Source organism: Pseudomonas sp. NPDC086112 (assembly GCF_044746425.1).
GTDB lineage: Bacteria > Pseudomonadota > Gammaproteobacteria > Pseudomonadales > Pseudomonadaceae > Aquipseudomonas.
In genome coordinates this window covers 44,251-62,217 of sequence record NZ_JBIVCD010000024.1, presented here as the reverse complement: position 1 = coordinate 62,217, position 17,967 = coordinate 44,251, and the positions used below count along the sequence as shown (strand labels likewise).

Annotated in this window: 5 protein-coding genes; 3 read left to right on the top strand and 2 right to left on the bottom strand. The window is 61.1% G+C overall.

All coding sequences use genetic code 11. The annotated features are described in order from the left end of the window. The first annotated feature begins 6 nt into the window (after window positions 1-6). From ACIPLA_RS17530 to ACIPLA_RS17520, 3 genes are all read left to right on the top strand, one after another. Window positions 7-13,680, top strand: coding sequence for a non-ribosomal peptide synthase/polyketide synthase (locus ACIPLA_RS17530; protein WP_401174565.1), 13,674 nt, complete (start codon window positions 7-9; stop codon window positions 13,678-13,680). 75 nt (window positions 13,681-13,755) lie between these two features. Continuing rightward, window positions 13,756-14,712 (top strand): alpha/beta hydrolase, encoded by a 957-nt coding sequence (locus ACIPLA_RS17525; protein WP_401174562.1) that lies wholly within the window; start codon window positions 13,756-13,758, stop codon window positions 14,710-14,712. A gap of 304 nt (window positions 14,713-15,016) precedes the next feature. After that, on the top strand, window positions 15,017-16,186 hold the full coding sequence (locus ACIPLA_RS17520) for an IS4 family transposase (RefSeq protein ID WP_401174559.1): 1,170 nt from the start codon (window positions 15,017-15,019) through the stop codon (window positions 16,184-16,186). 61 nt (window positions 16,187-16,247) lie between these two features. Here the strand turns inward: ACIPLA_RS17520 and ACIPLA_RS17515 are convergent, their stop codons facing one another. Both ACIPLA_RS17515 and ACIPLA_RS17510 read right to left on the bottom strand, forming a co-directional pair. Then, the gene (locus ACIPLA_RS17515) at window positions 16,248-16,607 is read right to left on the bottom strand and encodes a DUF6124 family protein (protein WP_123497956.1); all 360 of its coding nucleotides are present in this window, start codon (window positions 16,605-16,607) and stop codon (window positions 16,248-16,250) included. A 491-nt stretch (window positions 16,608-17,098) separates the two neighbouring features. Continuing rightward, complete coding sequence (locus ACIPLA_RS17510; RefSeq protein ID WP_063341007.1) at window positions 17,099-17,458, bottom strand: DUF6124 family protein; 360 nt, start codon at window positions 17,456-17,458, stop codon at window positions 17,099-17,101. Window positions 17,459-17,967 lie beyond the last annotated feature (509 nt).

The following is a 17,967-nucleotide window of genomic DNA, read 5'->3' as shown; positions in this document are numbered from 1 at the left end:
CAACGCGTGCAAGAGTTAATCGAGTCGGTAGGACAACTTTCGGCTAAGCAAAGAAAGGCTCTGGCGGTTCTGCTCAAGCAGAAAGGCGTCAACCTTTTTGACATTGCCCCGGTTTTCAAGCGCACGGCTGAAGAACCGTTGTTGCTGTCCTACGCTCAACAGCGCCAGTGGTTTCTCTGGCAATGGGCGCCGCACAGCGCGGCCTACAACATTCCGACGGCCCTGCGCTTGCAGGGCCCGCTGGAGGTGGCCGCGTTGCAGCGCAGCGTCCAGGCGCTGATCGAACGTCACGAAACCTTGCGCACGGTGTTCACTCAAGACGCCGGGCAACCCTTGCAAACGATCCTGCCCGCAGGATCGTTTGCCCTGGATACTCACGAGCTGAGCCCTGAACTGGCGGCAAATCCTGAGGCGTCGATCCAGGCCTTCGTCCAGACCCAGAGCCAGCAAGCTTTCGATTTGCAGACCGGCCCGCTGTTGCGCGCGGCCCTGCTGCAAGTCACCCCGCAGGATCACGTGCTGGTGCTGACCCTGCACCACATCGTGTCGGACGGTTGGTCGTTGCAGGTGATGATCGAGGAACTGGTGCAGCTATATGCCGGTTTCAACCTCGGGCATGACGCCGGGCTGCCGGCCTTGCCGATTCAATACGCCGACTACGCCTTGTGGCAGCGGCAATGGATGGAGGCCGGCGAACAGGAACGTCAACTGGCCTACTGGCAACACAAGCTTGGCGGCGAACAACCGGTGCTGGAGCTGCCCACCGACCGTGCGCGCCCGGTGGAACAGAGCTTTGCCGGGGCCAGCCACAATCTGATTCTGGATGCGGCCCTGAGCGATGGACTCAAGGCATTCGCCCGACGGGAAAACGTCACGCTGTTTGTGTTGTTGCTAGCCTCGTTCCAGGCCTTGTTGCACCGCTACAGCGGCCAGGCGGACATCCGCGTTGGTGTGCCGGTAGCCAACCGCGGGCGCGTGGAGATCGAGCGTCTGATCGGTTTCTTCGTCAACACCCAGGTGCTCAAGGCGGACGTAGACAGCCAAGCCAGCTTCGTCGATCTGCTACGTCAGGTTCGGCAAACCGCCCAGGAAGCCCAGGCGCATCAGGACCTGCCGTTCGAACAACTGGTGGAAGCACTGGAGCCGGGACGCAGCCTGAGTCACAGCCCGTTGTTCCAGGTGATGTTCAACCACCAGGCCGAAAGCCGCATCAGCGTCGAGACCCGCTTGAACGGCTTGAGCATCGAGCCGCTGGAATGGCAAAGCGCAACCGCGCAGTTCGACCTGGTGCTGAACACCACCGAACAGGCCCATGGCATTGAAGCGGTGCTCAAATACGCCACCGACCTGTTCGAGCCTGCGACCATCGAACGCCTGGCGCAGCATTGGCGCAACCTGCTGCGGGCGATCGTTCAGGACCCGACCCAGCGCATTGCTCAGCTGCCGGTGCTCGATGACGCGCAGCAACAGGAACTGCTCGCGCACTGGAACCCGGGCCCGGTGGTGCACCCGGTCAGCCAGTGCATTCATCAGTTGATCGAGGCTCAGGCCGAGCGTCATCCGGATGCGCCGGCGGTGGTGTTCGCCGGGCAGCGGCTGACATACGCCGAACTCAATCAACAGGCCAACCAATGGGCGCATCTGCTGATCGCCCGTGGCGTGGGCTCCGATGTTCGAGTGGGCGTGGCGGTGGAGCGTTCGCTGGACATGATCGTCGCCATTCTCGCTGTACTGAAGGCCGGAGGCGCCTATGTGCCGCTGGACCCGAGCTACCCCGACGACCGTTTGCGCTACATGATCGAGGACAGCGGGATCGAGCTGTTGCTGACCCAGGGACATCTGCTGGCGCAGCTGCCGATTCCACCGGGGCTGGCCTGCCTGGATCTGAATCAACCTCCACAGGACAGCAGCACGGCCAATCCGCCGTGCATGACTACGGCAGACAACCTCGCGTATGTGATTTACACCTCAGGGTCCACCGGCAAGCCCAAAGGCGCGTTGCTGCCCCATGGCAATGTCATTCGCCTGTTCAGTGCCACTGATCACTGGTTCGGTTTCGGTCCCGAAGACAGCTGGACGCTGTTCCATTCCTACGCGTTCGACTTCTCGGTCTGGGAAATCTTCGGCGCGCTGCTCCACGGCGGCAAACTGGTGGTGGTGCCCCATGACGTCACCCGTTCACCGGAAGAGTTCTACACCTTGCTCTGCGATGAACAAGTCACCGTTCTGAACCAGACGCCATCGGCGTTCAAACCGCTGATGCAAGTGGCTAGTGCCTCGTCGCGCAACCATGCGCTGCGTTACGTGGTGTTTGGCGGTGAAGCGCTGGAAGTGCAGAGCCTGCGCCCCTGGTTCGAGCGTTTCGGTGATCGCGCGCCGACCCTGATCAACATGTATGGCATCACCGAAACCACCGTGCATGTGACCTACCGCCCGCTGACCATGACGGACTTGCAGCAGACCCACAGCAGCCCGATCGGCGAGCCGATTGTCGACCTGTCGTGGTACTTGCTCGATGACGCGATGAACCTGGTGCCCCAAGGGTGCATTGGCGAGTTGTACATCGCCGGGGCCGGGCTCGCGCGGGGCTATCTGAACCAGCCAGGCATGAGCGCCACCCGGTTCGTTCCGGATCCGTTCAACCCTGTGGCCGGTGAACGTTTGTACCGCACCGGCGACCTGGCGCGGCTGCGCGGTGACGGGGTGATCGAGTACATCGGTCGTATCGACCATCAGGTGAAGATTCGCGGTTTCCGTATCGAGCTGGGAGAAATCGAAACCCAATTGCTCAAGCATGACGCGGTGCGTGAAGCCGTGGTGCTGGCGGTCGAAGGGCTCAGTGGGCAACAACTGGCGACCTGGATTGTGCCGAGCGAGCCACTGGACGCGGAGGCCCATGCCGGCTTGCGCGATTCGATCAAGGCGCAATTGCGGGAAAGCCTGCCGGACTACATGGTGCCGGTCAGCTGGGTGTTCCTCGACCGCCTGCCGCTGACGGCCAACGGCAAGCTCGATCGCAAGCAACTGCCCAACCCCGATGTGAGCCTGGTGCAAGAGGCTTATGCGGCACCGCGCAGCGAACTCGAACAGCGTCTGGCCGAGATCTGGCAGGACGTGTTGAAAGTCGAGCGGGTCGGGCTCAACGACAACTTTTTCGAACTGGGCGGCGATTCGATCATCTCGATTCAGGTGGTCAGCCGGGCACGTCAGGCGGGCATTCGCTTCTCGCCCAAAGACATCTTCCAGCACCAGACCGTGCAACGCCTGGCCTCCGTCGCACAGCAGAGCGATGCGGTGCAGGCGATGCAAGGTGATGTGCTCGGCGCGGCCGTGCTGACCCCGATTCAGCAGTACTTTTTCGCCACCGAGATTCCTCAGCGTCAGCACTGGAACCAGTCGATCCTGCTGACCCCGGCCGAACCTCTGCAAGCGGCTGTGCTGGAGCAGGCCCTGGAACATCTGCAACGGCATCACGATGCCTTGCGTCTGCGCTATCGGCAGACCGCCGGTGATTGGGTGCAGGAGCATGCCGCCGTCGATCAGCCGCACGCACTGCTGCGCACCGTGACGTTGCCAGACAGCGAAGCCTTGCCGGCGCTGTGCCTGGAGTTGCAGCGTAGCCTGAACCTGAGCGACGGCCCGTTGATCCGTGCTGCATTGGTAGATCTGCCCGACGCCAGCCAGCGACTGCTGTTGGTGATCCATCACCTGGTGGTCGATGGTGTGTCGTGGCGGATTCTGCTGGAAGACCTGCAAACCGCTTATCAGCAACTGAGCGCTGGCACACCATTGCGCCTGCCGGCCAAGACCACGGCGTTCAAGGATTGGGGCGAACGCCTGCAAGGTTATGCGCGCAGCACCGGGCTGGAAACCGAGCTGGATTACTGGCGCGCGCAACTGGCCGAAGCGCCGGCGGACTTGCCGCTGGACAACCCTGATGGGCAACTGCAGAACCGTTTCGAGCGCAGCGTCGATACCCGTCTGGATGCCGAGCGCACCCGGCAATTGCTGCAACAGGCACCGGCGGTGTATCGCACCCAGGTCAACGATTTGCTGTTGACCGCACTGGCCCGGGTTTTGTGTGAGTGGACCGCCTCCGACAGCGCCCTGGTGCAGCTCGAAGGGCATGGCCGCGAAGACCTGTTCGACGACCTCGACCTGAGCCGTACCGTGGGCTGGTTCACTAGCATGTTCCCGGTGCGCCTGACTCCACAGACCAGCCTCGAAGCGTCCATCAAGGGCATCAAGGAACAACTGCGCTCGATCCCTAACAAAGGCATCGGCTTTGGCTTGCTGCGGTATCTGGGACGTGATGAGGCGCAAGCGGCCCTGAGCGGCTTGTCCCAACCCAAGGTGACGTTCAACTACCTGGGGCAGTTCGATAACAACTTCGACGAAGGCGCCCTGTGGGTGCCGGCCACCGAAGACAAGGGCGCCGGTCAGGACGAACAGGCGCCGATGAGCAACTGGCTGACCATCGACGGCCGCGTCTATCAGGGGCAATTGAGCCTGACCTGGACCTACAGCGGCGACGTGTTCGAAGAGGCGACCATCAACGCCCTGGCTCGCGCTTATGAAGTCGCGCTGGGCGAGTTGATCGACCATTGCCTGAATCATCCGAGCGGCGGCCTGACCCCTTCCGATGTGCCGTTGGCCGGGTTGTCCCAGGCGCATCTGGACAGCCTGCCGATCGCCGCGCAGCGGATCGAGGACATTTACCCGCTGGCGCCGATGCAGCAGGGCATTCTGTTCCACAGCCTGTACGACGCCGACGCCAGCGCTTACGTCTATCAGATGCTGCTGGATATCGACGGACTGGATGTACCGCGCTTCCAGCAAGCCTGGCAGCGAGTGGTGGATCGTCATGAAGTGCTGCGCGCCGGTTTCATCTGGGGCCGCGACGGCCTCGATACACCGCTGCAAGTGATCAATCGCCAGCTGACCCTGGAAATGCCGGAAGTGGATGTGCGTGCCGAACCGGACCTGCAAGCCGTGCTTGAGGCCCGTGCCTTGGCTGATCGCGAACGCGGTTTCGACTTGCAGAATCCGCCGCTGCTGCGCCTGTGCCTGCTGCGCACCGCCGATGATCGTCATCGCCTGATCTTCACCTGCCACCACATTCTCATGGACGGCTGGAGCAACTCGCGGATGTTTGGCGAAGTGCTGCAGGATTACGCCGGGCATCCGGTGCCGAGTGCCCAGGGCCGTTATCGCGACTTCCTGGCCTGGCTGCAACGCCAGGACAAGGACGCGGCGCAAGCCTTCTGGCGCGGGCAATTGGCCGAACTGGACGAGCCGACGCGGCTGGCCTCGGCCTGCCACGGGCAAACCGTGCCCGGCCCCGGCAAAGGCGTGCATAAGCTCACCTTTGACGCGGCCTTCACCCAGCGCCTCAATGGTTTCTCGCGTCAGCAGCAAGTGACGCTCAACAGCCTGGTGCAAGCTGCGTGGCTGTTGGTATTGCAGCGCTATACCGGGCAGAGCAGCGTCGCCTTCGGCGCGACGGTGTCCGGTCGCCCGGTGGATCTGCCGGGTATCGAGCAACAGTTGGGCCTGTTCATCAATACCCTGCCGGTGATCGCAAGCCCGCAAGCGACCTGCAGTGTCAGTGACTGGGTGCGCAGCGTGCAGGACAAGAACCTGTTGTTGCGTGATTACGAACAGACGCCATTGCAAGACATTCAACGCCTGGCTGCGCTCAACGGCGAAGCGTTGTTCGACACCTTGCTGGTGTTCGAAAACTACCCGGTGTCCGACACTCTGGAGGCCAATCCGGGTGGATTGCGTTTCAGCGGTCTCGAACATCGCGAGCAAACCAACTACGGCCTGACGCTGATCGCCGGTGCCGGCGAGGTGTTGAGCCTGGACTTCAACTACCTCACCGAGCACTTCGCCGAGCGCAGCATTGTCGGCCTGGCCGCTCATCTGGAAGAAGTACTGCGCCAGTTCCTCGACGCACCGCAACGCTTGCTGGGCGAGATCGGGCTGTTGCCGGCGAGCGAGCTGCGCACCCTGGCCGAATGGAATGACCATCATGCGGTGTACCCGGCCCAAGCGTTGATCCATCAGGGCTTCGAAGCCCAGGTCGAAGCGCGGCCACAGGCGATTGCCTTGCGGCATGCCGGTGCCGAATTGACCTACGCCGAACTCAATCGCCGCGCCAATCAACTGGCCCGTCATCTGCAAACACTGGGTGTCGGTGCGGAAATCCGCGTGGGCGTGGCGATGCCTCGTTCCGCCGAACTGGTGATTGCCTTGATGGCGGTGCTCAAGGCCGGTGGCACCTACGTGCCGCTGGACCCGGACTACCCGGCGGATCGCGTGGCCTACATGCTCGACGACAGTCAGGCGCGGGTGCTGCTGACCCAGCAGCACTTGCTATCGCAGTTGCCCGAGACCCAAGCACAAGTGGTGTGGGTCGAGGCGGGCGGTCAGGCCTTCGCTGACCTGGCACCGCACAACCTTGAGGGCCGGATTGATTCTGCCAACCTGGCGTATGTGATTTATACCTCCGGCTCCACCGGTAAACCGAAGGGCGTGGCGATTGCTCATCGCAACGTGCAGGCGTTGATCCACTGGTCGCACGAGGTGTACAGCGAAGAGGACCTGCAAGGCGTGCTGGCCTCGACTTCAGTGTGCTTCGACCTGTCGGTGTGGGAGATTTTCGTCACCCTGGCCCGCGGCGGCTCGATCATCATGGCGCGCAACGCCCTGGAACTGCCGGACCTGCCGGAGCGCGATCAGGTGCGCCTGATCAACACCGTGCCGTCGGCCATCGCTGCCTTGCAGCGTGCCGGGCAGATCCCGCAAGGCGTGCGCATCATCAACCTCGCGGGAGAACCGCTCAAGCAAACGCTGGTGGACACGCTGTACCGCGAGACCTCGGTCGAGCACGTTTACGATTTGTACGGCCCGTCGGAAGACACCACCTATTCGACCTGCACCCGCCGCGAAGCCGGCGGCCAGGCCAACATCGGCCGGCCGCTGGTGAACACCACCGCGCACTTGCTCGATGCCCAATTGCAGGCCGCGCCGATTGGCGTTGCCGCCGAGCTGTACCTGGCCGGCGACGGCATTACCCGTGGCTATCTGTTCCGCCCGGGCCTGACCGCCGAGCGCTTTGTGCCCAACCCGCTGGCCAGCAACGGCGAGCGGATGTACCGCACCGGCGACCTGACCCGCTTGCGTGAAGACGGTGTGATCGAGTACGTCGGCCGCATCGACCATCAGGTCAAGGTGCGCGGGTTCCGTATCGAACTCGGTGAAATCGAAGCGCGCCTGCTGGCCCACGACAGCGTGCGCGAAGGCGTGGTGCTGGCAGTGGAAGGTCATAGCGGTCAGCAATTGGTGGCTTACGTGGTGCCGACGCAGTCTGACCTGAGCCCGCAACAGCAGGACGATCTGAGCGAAGCGCTCAAGGCCGGACTCAAGGCGCACCTGCCGGATTACATGGTGCCGGCGCAATGGTTGTTCATTGAACAATTGCCGCTGACCCCCAACGGCAAACTCGACCGCAAGGCCTTGCCGACCCCGGACGCCAACCAGCTGCAACGCGATTACGTGGCACCGCGCACCGCACTGGAGCAGCAGATTGCCGGGATCTGGCAAGACATTCTGAAACTCGAGCGGGTCGGTGTGACCGACAACTTCTTCACTCTGGGCGGCGACTCGATCATCTCCATTCAGGTGGTGAGCCGGGCGCGTCAGCAGGGAATCAGCTTCACACCCAAGGATCTGTTCCAGCAGCAGACCGTCCAGGGGCTGGCCACTGTCGCGCAGCTCGGCAAAGCCCTGGCGCCAACCGATCAAGGCCCGGTGACAGGTGAGACACCGTTGCTGCCGATTCAGCAATGGTTCTTCGAACAACCCTTGCCGCAGCGTCATCACTGGAATCAGTCGGTGCTGCTCAAACCGTTGAACCCTCTGATGGCCGCGACGCTTGAGCAGGCCTTGCACGCGCTGATCGATCATCACGACGGCCTGCGTCTGGGCTTTACCCAAACCTTAGGCAGCTGGTCGGCGAGCTATCGGACCGTGGAACAACAGCGCCTGTCGCCGTTGTGGCTGGAATCAGTCAGTGATACCGCCCACCTGGAACGCGTCGCCGAACAAGCCCAGCGCAGCCTGGATCTGCAACAAGGCCCGTTGTTGCGCGCGGTGTTGTTCGATTTGCCTGAGGGCGAGCAGCGCTTGTTGTTGATCGTTCATCACCTGGTGGTCGATGGTGTGTCGTGGCGGATCCTGTTGGAGGATTTTCAGGGCAGCTACCGCCAGTTACTGGCTGGCGAACCGTTGGCATTGGCGGCCAAGACCACGTCCTTCAAGCATTGGGCGGAGCAATTGCAACGTCACGCCGGCAGTGAATCGCTGCTTGGACAACTGCCTTACTGGCAGGCGCAGCGCTCGGACGGCGCGCCGCTGCCGCAAGATAACCCCCAGGGCAGCCTGCAGAGCCGCCATGCCTTGACGCTTTACAGTCGCCTGAACCCGACCTTGACCCGACGACTGCTGCAACAGACCCCGGCGGCTTACCGCACACAGGTCAACGACCTGTTGCTGACGGCGCTGGCACGGGTAATCGCCCGTTGGAGCGAACAGTCGTCGGTGCTGATTCAGCTCGAAGGCCATGGTCGTGAAGATCTGTTTGATGGCCTCGATCTGACCCGCACGGTCGGCTGGTTCACCAGCCTGTTCCCGGTCAAATTGACCCCGACCCAGGCGCTGGCCGGCTCGATCAAGCAAATCAAGGAGCAACTGCGCGCAATTCCGGATCGTGGCATTGGTTACGGTGTGCTGCGTTATCTGGGTGACGAGGCTTGCCAGGCGTCGCTGCGGACCCTGCCGACACCGCGTATCACCTTCAACTACTTGGGCCAGTTCGACGGCAGCTTCGATAGCCAGAGCGGTGCCTTGTTTGTGCCGGCCGATGAGGTCAAGGGCGCAGAGCACAGTGACGATGCGTTGCTGGGTAACTGGCTGACGCTCAACGGCCAGGTATACGGCGGTGAGTTGAGTGTCGGCTGGTCGTTCAGCACGCAGATGTTCAACGCCTCGACCATCGAACGCTTGGCCGAGGAGTACGCCGGGGAACTGGAGCTGCTGATCGAGCATTGCTGCCAGCCGGACAGCCACGGCGTCACGCCGTCGGACTTCCCGTTGGCGCATCTGGATCAGGCCCGACTGGACGCCTTGCCGATAGCTCCGTCCCGGATCGAAGACATTTATCCGCTGTCGCCGATGCAAGAGGGCATGCTGTTCCACACCTTGTCGGACAATGGTTCCAGCCTGTACGTCAACCAGATCAGTTTGCCGGTGGGCGGTCTGGACGTTGAGCGTTTCCGCAAGGCCTGGGAGGCGGTCATCGAGCGTCAGGCCATCCTGCGCACCAGCTTCCATTGGCACGATGGCTTGGCCAAACCGCTGCAAATTGTCCAGCGTCAGGCGACGCTCGATTTGCAGGTGCTCGACTGGCGCGATCGCGACGCCAGCGAGGCGGACATCGCCGCGCGGGCCGCCGAGGACCGCGCGCGAGGCTTCGAACTGACCCATGCGCCACTGCAGCGAGTGTTGTTGATTCGCAGCACTGAAGATCAGTATCAGATGGTCTGGACCAGTCACCACATCCTGATGGACGGCTGGAGCAGCTCGCGACTGTTTGGTGAGGTGATCCAGCATTACGCCAAGGGTGAAATCAGCGCTGAAAACGGCCGCTACCGCGACTTCATCGCCTGGTTGCAAGCCCAGGACCAGGACGCCCGGGAGCTGTTCTGGAAAGCCCGGCTGGCCCCGGTCAACGAGGCGACGGCGTTGAGCCAGGCCATCCATCCCCGGCATGTGTCCGATGAACCCGGCCACAACGCCATTTACTCCCATTGGGACGCGCAACAGACCGGTCGTCTGCTGCAGTTCTGCCGCGATCTGCGGATTACCCCGAACACGTTGATCCAGGGCGCATGGTTGCTGCTGTTGCAGCGTTATACCGGGAAAAACACCGTGACCTTTGGTGCCACGGTGTCCGGGCGTCCCGAGAGTTTGCCCAATGTCGGCAACATGCTGGGTTTGTTCATCAACACCTTGCCGATCATTCAGACGCTGGAACCGGATCAGCCCCTGGCAGACTGGCTGAACCGGATCCAGGCTTACAACCTGGATATCCGCGACCATTCCCAGGCTCCGTTGGCGGACGTGCAACGCTGGTCCGGCCTGGGCGGGCAGGCGCTGTTCGACAGCATCATCGTGTTCGAGAACTACCCGATCGACGACCGCCTGCAAGAGGACAACGATAGCGGCCTGAGCTTCGGCAAATCCATCGGCCATGACGTGACCAACGTGCCAATGGACCTGGCGGTGACGCTCGGCGACGAACTGTCGATTGAATATCTGTACCTGCGCAGCCACTTCAGTGCCGAGGCGGTGGAGGGTATTCGCCTGACGCTGGAAAACACCCTTGAGGCGATGATGCGCGCGCCTGACGAACGCCTGGGTAACCTGCAGCGCCTGTCGCTTGAACAATGGCAGGCGATGCAAACCTGGAGCGCCGAGCCGCCAGCGGATCATCAGCCGCAGCTGTTGCCAGAGCTGATCAGCCGACACGCGCTGATTCAACCCGAGGCCATAGCGGTGCAATGCGCCGGGCTGAGCCTGAGCTACGGCGAGCTGGAACGACGGGCCAATCGTCTGGCCCATTGCTTGATCGAACACGGCGCGGGGCCGGAAGTGGTGATTGGCGTGGCACTGCCGCGTTCGCTGGAAATGGTCGTCAGCTTCCTCGCGGTGCTCAAAAGCGGCGCGGCGTATGTGCCGCTGGACATTGATTATCCGCCGGAGCGTCTGGCGTACATGATTGAAGATTCGGGCATGGCGCTGCTGTTGACTCAGAGCAGCCTGCGGGCGACGTTACCGGTGCCCGAGGGCCTGTTGCGCCTTGAGCTGGATCAGCTCGACGAGTCCCGTTATGCCGATGAGGCGCCGGTGTGCCGTGTGCTGGAGCAAGGACTGGCCTATCTGGTTTACACCTCGGGTTCCACCGGGCGGCCAAAAGGCGTGGCGGTGACCCAAGGGCCGTTGAGCATGCACTGTCAGGCCATCGCCAAACTGTATGAAATGGACACCCGCAGTTGCGAGCTGCACTTCATGTCGTTCGCCTTCGACGGTGCCCATGAACGCTGGTTGAGTACGCTGTACAGCGGTGGCCGGCTGGTGGTGCGGGACGGTTGCCTGTGGACGCCGGAGCAGACCTACCAGGCGCTGCACGAGTACGGCGTGACCATCGCCTGCTTCCCGCCGGCCTACCTCAAGCAACTGGCCGAGTACGCCGCGGCCAGCGCAATTGCACCGCCGCCGGTGCGCATCTATTGCTTCGGTGGCGATGCGGTGCCGGACCAGACCTTCGAACAGGTCAAGGCGGCGCTGCGTCCCGAGTACTTCACCAACGGCTATGGCCCGACGGAAACCGTGGTCACGCCGATGCTGTGGAAAGTGCCGGTGAGCCAGCAGTGTGAAGCGGCCTATGCGCCGATCGGCCGGGCAGTGGGCGCACGTTCCCTGTATGTGCTGGATGAAGAACTGAATCCGCTGCCGCCCGGTTTTGCCGGCGAGTTGTACATCGGTGGCTACGGGGTTGCCCGTGGTTACCATGGCCGGCCGGACCTGACCTGCGAACGCTTCGTGCCCAACCCGTTTGCCAGCGGCGAGCGGCTGTACCGCACCGGCGACCTGGTGCGCTTGCGCCAGGATGGCGTGGTCGATTACGTCGGCCGCATCGACCATCAGGTCAAAGTGCGCGGGTTCCGCATCGAGCTGGGTGAAGTCGAGGCCAGCCTGCGGCAACTGGCGCAGGTCAGCGACGCCCTGGTGATCGCCCGGGACAATGCTTCTGGCAAGCAACTGATCGGCTACGTCGTCACCGAGGCCGGGCAGCACGTGGATGATAAGGCGCTGGGTGATGAACTCAAGGCCGGTCTGCGCAGCACTTTGCCTGAATACATGGTGCCGGCGCAGATCGTCTGCCTCAGTGCCTTCCCGATCACCCCCAACGGCAAGCTCGACCGCAAGGCATTGCCCGAGCCGGAATTCAAAAGCGAGGAATACGTAGCCCCGCGCAATCAGCAGGAACAACTGCTGGCGGACATCTGGGCGCAGGTGTTGCAGGTGGAGCAGGTCGGTATCAGCGACAACTTCTTCGAACTGGGCGGCGACTCGATCCTGAGCCTGCAAGTGATTTCCCGGGTCAGGAACCACCCGACCCTGCAGATGGACCTCAAGCTGCGCGATCTGATGCGCTACCAGACCATCGCCGGCATCGTCGAACAGGACGTGGTCAAGGCGAGCACTGCGCAACCGGCGGTGGACCTGACCCATGTGGCCAGTGAAGGGTTGTTCAATCTGCTGCCGATTCAGGAGTGGTTCTTTGCCGAGGGCATGGCCGAGTCTCATCACTACAACCAGTCGTTTTTGCTGAGTGCGCGTCAGACGCTGGATCTGGATGCCCTGGAACAGGCATTGGGCTGGATCGAAAACCACCACGACACCTTGCGCCTGCGTTTCTGTCAGGAAGGCGGGCGCTGGTTGCAGCGCTATGCCGCACCGACCGAGCGCCGCGAACCGGTGTTGTGGCGTCGTGAAGTCGAGAGCAGCGAGCAGGTCGAAGCCTTGGCCAACCTGACTCAGCGCAGCCTCAAACTCGACGATGGACCGGCCTGGCGTGTGGTGCACATCGCCTTGCCGGACGGCCAGGCGCGGCTGTTGATGGTCATCCACCATCTGGTGGTCGACACCGTGTCGTGGCGAATTTTGCTCGACGACCTGAAGGTGGCCTACGAGGCTTGCGTGATGGGTATCGAACCGCAATTGCCGATCCGCACCAGCAGCTATCGTGCGTTTGCCGAAGCGTTGCAGGCGCAGGCGCCGGTGATTGCCGAGCAGGAATTGGGCTACTGGCTGGAGCAACTGGATCAGCCGGGTATCGACCTGCCGTGCGACAACCGTCGCGGCAAGAATCAGGTGCGTCACCAGGCTCAGGCGCGGCTCAAGTTGTCTCGCGAACACACCGAGCAGTTGCTCAAGCAGGCGCCGGCAGTCTATCGCACGCAGATCAACGATTTGCTGCTGTCGGCCCTGAGCCGGGCGTTGTGCCGCTGGAGCGAACAGCCGTCGGCGCTGATTCTGCTGGAAGGGCACGGCCGCGAGGACCTGTTCGAGAACATCGACCTGAGTCGCAGCCTGGGCTGGTTCACCAGCATGTTCCCGGTCCGGCTCACCCCCGACAGCGCGGACATCGGCGCGTCGATTGTCAACGTGCAAGCGCAGTTGGCAGCCATCCCGCAGAAGGGCATCGGCTATGGCGTGTTGCGTCACCTGGCCGGCCCGCAACTGGCCCGTCAGTTGGCTGATCTGCCGCAGGCACGGGTGACGTTCAACTATCTGGGGCAGTTCGACCAGAGCTTCGACGAGCAGGCCTTGCTGGTGCCGGCGCTGGAAGACACCGGCGATAACTACAGCTTGCAGGCCAATCTGGGCAACTGGCTGGAGATCGTCGGCCAGGTGTACGACGGTCAGTTGGCGCTGCGTTGCATCTACAGCACCCAGCGTTATCGGGCCAGCACCCTGGAGTCGTTGATGCAGGATTATCAGCGCGAGCTTGAGGCGTTGATCGAGCATTGCATGGCGCGGGTGGGCTGAGAGCCGGGGTTTTAATCATTGCTGAGGGGCGTTGCTCAGGCGCGCCCCTTTTTTACGGACATAAGGATTCTTTCGATGTCGCTACACCCTGATCTGGAAGCCTTCCTCGACCTGGCGCAAGACGGCCAGGACGCAGGCCAGCCAGCGCTGCATCAACTGACCCCGGCCAAGGCGCGGGCGATCTTCGAACAAACCACCGCGCAGTTGCGCTGGGATGCCCCTCAGGATATTGATGTGCTGGAGGTCAGCACCACGGCCCGGGACGGCGCGCCGCTGGCGTTGCGTTTGTATCGCCCGAGCGGGGCGACGGCACCGATGCCGGTGCTGGTGTATTTCCATGGCGGTGGTTTTGTAGTGGGCAGCCTGGATTCCCATGACGGAGTCTGCCGCGAATTCTGCCGGCGTACGCCATGCGCAGTGTTGTCGGTTGGCTATCGGCTGGCGCCAGAGCATCGTTTCCCGACCGCACTGGAGGACGGTGAAGACGCCTTGTCCTGGCTGGCGGAACAGGCGCTGGCCCTGGGGCTGGATGCCGATCGCGTCGCGTTCGGCGGTGACAGCGCCGGTGCTACATTGGCGACGGTGCTGGCCTTGCAGGCAGTGGTTCAGCCACACACCGTGGCCATCGTCCCGAAGGTGCAGCTGCTGTGTTATCCGGTCACCGATGCCTCGCGCACCCACGATTCGCGTTTGTTGTTCAGTGAGGGGTATCTGCTGGAGAACGACACGCTGGACTGGTTTTACCAGCACTACGCCCGCAGCCCCGAAGATTTGCTGGACTGGCGCTTCTCACCGTTGCTGGCTGAGGACTTGCGCGGGGTTGCGCCGGCGATTGTGTTGCTGGCCGGGTTCGATCCGTTGCTCGATGAAGGCCAGGCCTACGTCGATAAACTGCGCGCGCAGGGGGTGAGTGTCGAACTCGAACATTGCCCGGGGCTGACCCATGACCTGCTCAGATTGGCTTCGGTGATGCCGGATGTGTTGGGTGTGCATGAAAGCTTGAGTCGGGCGCTGAGTTGGCATTTGGGTTGAGCATGGAAACTGCAATGCGAATAATGCCCGTCAGTTAGGTTTGTGGTGGATGGGCCGGCCTCTTCGCGAGCAAGCCCGCTCCCACATTAGGTCGGCGCTGGTCACAAAATTTGTGATCACAGTAGATCCAGTGTGGGAGCGGGCTTGCTCGCGAAGAGGCCCATTAGAACACCCTAGAACTTCTTTGATCGTTCCCACGCTGGAGCATCACTAGTGTCCGGTAAAACTTGAAGGGGGGGCTTGCTCCCCCTTGCTGTGCCTGCTTCTAAGCAATAATCAGGTTTTTCTCACTCGATTTTCGCCTATGTTCAGCAGCACTCGATTTGCGCAAATGCTTCAGGCCCTTCCTCATCAGCTCTTCAAAACAGCGGTCAAACGTTGCGGAGCTGATCGTTACGCCAAACAATTCACGTCTTGGGATCTGCTCGTCACGTTGATTTTTGGTCAACTGACACAAGCCAAAAGCTTGCGTACATTGGCGACTGCCTCGCAGTCGCTTGAGCCCCATCGGCACCACCTCAACGCCAAAAACATGGTGCGCTCAACCCTTTGTGATTCGCTGAACAAGCGCAGTTCAGAGCCGTTTCGATTAGCCTGCGAGCATTTGCTTCAAGGCATCGGTCGCAAACAGCGCAAGTCTCTCGAAGCGATGATCACCTTGATCGATTCAACTTCGATCAGCCTCCGCGGACCCGGTTTTGACGAATGGACCACCGCGACCAAAACCCGCATCACCCAAGGACTGAAAGTGCATGTGGCCATCGACCCACGGCAAACAGCCCCAACTTACGTAAACATCACCGCCGCCAACGTCAACGATCTGAGCGATGCCCTGACCATGCCGCTTGAAGCAGGTATGACGTACGTGTTCGACAAGGGTTATTGCGACTACAACTGGTGGCACCAGATTGATCAGACGGGCTCTTTCTTCGTCACACGACTGAAGAAAAACGCCAATTTGCAGCACGTAGAAAACTTGAGGAAAGGGGACGCACAGGAGTTTATTGAGGCAGACGAGTCAGTGTTGTTCGGCAAAAAATACCTGAACACGCGACGTCCGAATCACTACCAGGATCAGGCTGTACGCCGGATTCAGGTTCGTCGAGACGACCACGAAACACCGCTGGTTCTGGTCACCAACGACTTCTCTCGCTCAGCTGAAGAGATCGCCGACTTGTATAAACAACGCTGGCAGATTGAGTTGTTTTTCAAGTGGATCAAGCAAAACCTCAAGCTCAAACGGTATTTCGGCTTCTCCGAAAATGCCGTCCGCCTGCAGATCTACAGCGCCTTGATCACCTACCTTTTGCTGCACCTTTATCAGCGCCGCTCAGGTGGTTCTGGGTCTATTTCAGACTTTGCCATTCGGCTGACCCACAGCTTGTTTGAACGCCCATTGAGCATCGAACAGCTTGAATACCGAAGGCAAAAGCGAACAGAGCTGAAGGCTGCCCAAGGCAGCCTTCAGCTTTGAAAAGGTTTTACCGGACACTAGTGACGCTGGAGCATGGGAACGATCGGTTACAGGTTCTTCGCTAGCCTCGCGGATCGAAGTTATCCAGCACCCGATTCACCGCCAGCTCCCCGAGCATGACCACCGATTGAATCCCCAACATCATGTTGCGATGTGGCATGTCCATCAATCCGGCGAACTCACTGAGCATCATGCTGGCTGATGCCAGGGTTTCGCAGGCGTTGACCAGCAGAGTTTCGTTATCGACCTCGGCGCCGACATGGTAAATGGTGCTGGGCTTTCGCTTGGTGTCTTTGGGAATGTCCGGTTTGAGGTAGTAATCGAGGGCGCGATCGGCGGCTTCGTTGAGTTTTTTGGAATCGAGGGATTCGTAGGGGGAAGTTGGATCGGTTTCCGGCGGATTAGGCGTCGGTTTGAACATAGATGAAACTCCTTGATAAATGGAGCCGCAGACCTATTGCTACCAAACATTAGGGTGGCGGCTGTACGCAGGTTGGTAGACCGGGCATCAAGGGAACCCAGCGCGTCCGAGGGCGCCCTGCGCACAACCGCCATAACAAAACAGCAGACGAAAAAGCGTCAACTGCTTGAAACGTCGGCGTTGTGCGCCTTGATTAACCCGGGCTACCAAACCCGATCGCTGATTCGTCAGCGACCCGGAAACGATAGAACCCGGCCTCAAGGCGCACAAGCCGGCGGATTCTGGCGTAGTCGTAGGCAGCGGCGCAAGAATGTGTAGCCTGAGTGAGTGTCTGGAAGTGTCGTTTAAACAGTTCCTGTTTATTGGTCTGACTGTGGATCTTGTGGTGGCTGTACCGGCCCCTTCGCGAGCAAGCCCGCTCCCACAGGGGATCTTCGGTGAACACACTATTTGTGTACGCCTGAGATCAAATGTGGGAACGATCATCCTCGTTAGCCTCGTGGATCGAAGTTATCCAGCACCCGGTTAACTGCCAGCTCCCCGAGCATGACCACGGATTGAATCCCCAACATCATGTTGCGATGTGGCATGTCCATCAACCCGGCGAACTCGCTGAGCATCATGCTCGCTGACGCCAGGGATTCGCAGGCGTTGACCAGCAGGGTTTCGTTATCGACCTCGGTGCCGACGTGGTAAATGGTGCTGGGTTTGCGCTTGGTGTCTTTGGGAATGTCCGGCTTGAGGTAGTAATCGAGGGCGCGGTCGGCGGCTTCGTTGAGTTTTTTCGAATCGAGGGATTCGTAGGGGGATGTTGGATCGGTTTCCGGTGGGTTCGGTGTAGGTTTGAACATGGTAAAACTCCTTGATCAATGGAGTCGCCACACGTCGCTGCTAAACGAGAAAGGGTGGCGACCGTACGCGGGTTAGCAGACCAGGGATCAAGGAACCCGGCGCACCGAAGTGCCCCACGCACAGTCACCATAACGCAGACCAGCGTAGGCAAAAGTAGCCGGCTGATCGAGAGATGACACTGCGTGCCTTGATATTTACCGAGCTGCTAAACCCGATCGCTGATTCGTCAGCGACCCGGAAACGATAGAGCCCGGCCTCAAGGCGCACAAGCCGGCGGATTCTGGCGTAGTCGTAGGCAGCGGCGCAAGAATGTGTAGCCTGAGTGAGTGTCTGGAAGTGTCGTTTAAACAGTGCCTGTTTATTGGTCTGAATCTTGTAGTGGATGGGCCGGCCTCTTCGCGAGCAAGCCCGCTCCCACAGGGGATCTTTGGTGAACACACTATTTGTGTACGCCTGAGATCAAATGTGGGAGCGGGCTTGCTCGCGAAGAGGCCCGCAGGAGCACCGT

Coding starts and splice junctions, on each gene's coding strand:
- ACIPLA_RS17525 (WP_401174562.1), top strand. CDS start 13,756: ATGTCGCTACACCCTGATCTGGAAGCCTTCCTCGACCTGGCGCAAGAC.
- ACIPLA_RS17520 (WP_401174559.1), top strand. CDS start 15,017: ATGTTCAGCAGCACTCGATTTGCGCAAATGCTTCAGGCCCTTCCTCAT.
- ACIPLA_RS17515 (WP_123497956.1), bottom strand. CDS start 16,607: ATGTTCAAACCGACGCCTAATCCGCCGGAAACCGATCCAACTTCCCCC.
- ACIPLA_RS17510 (WP_063341007.1), bottom strand. CDS start 17,458: ATGTTCAAACCTACACCGAACCCACCGGAAACCGATCCAACATCCCCC.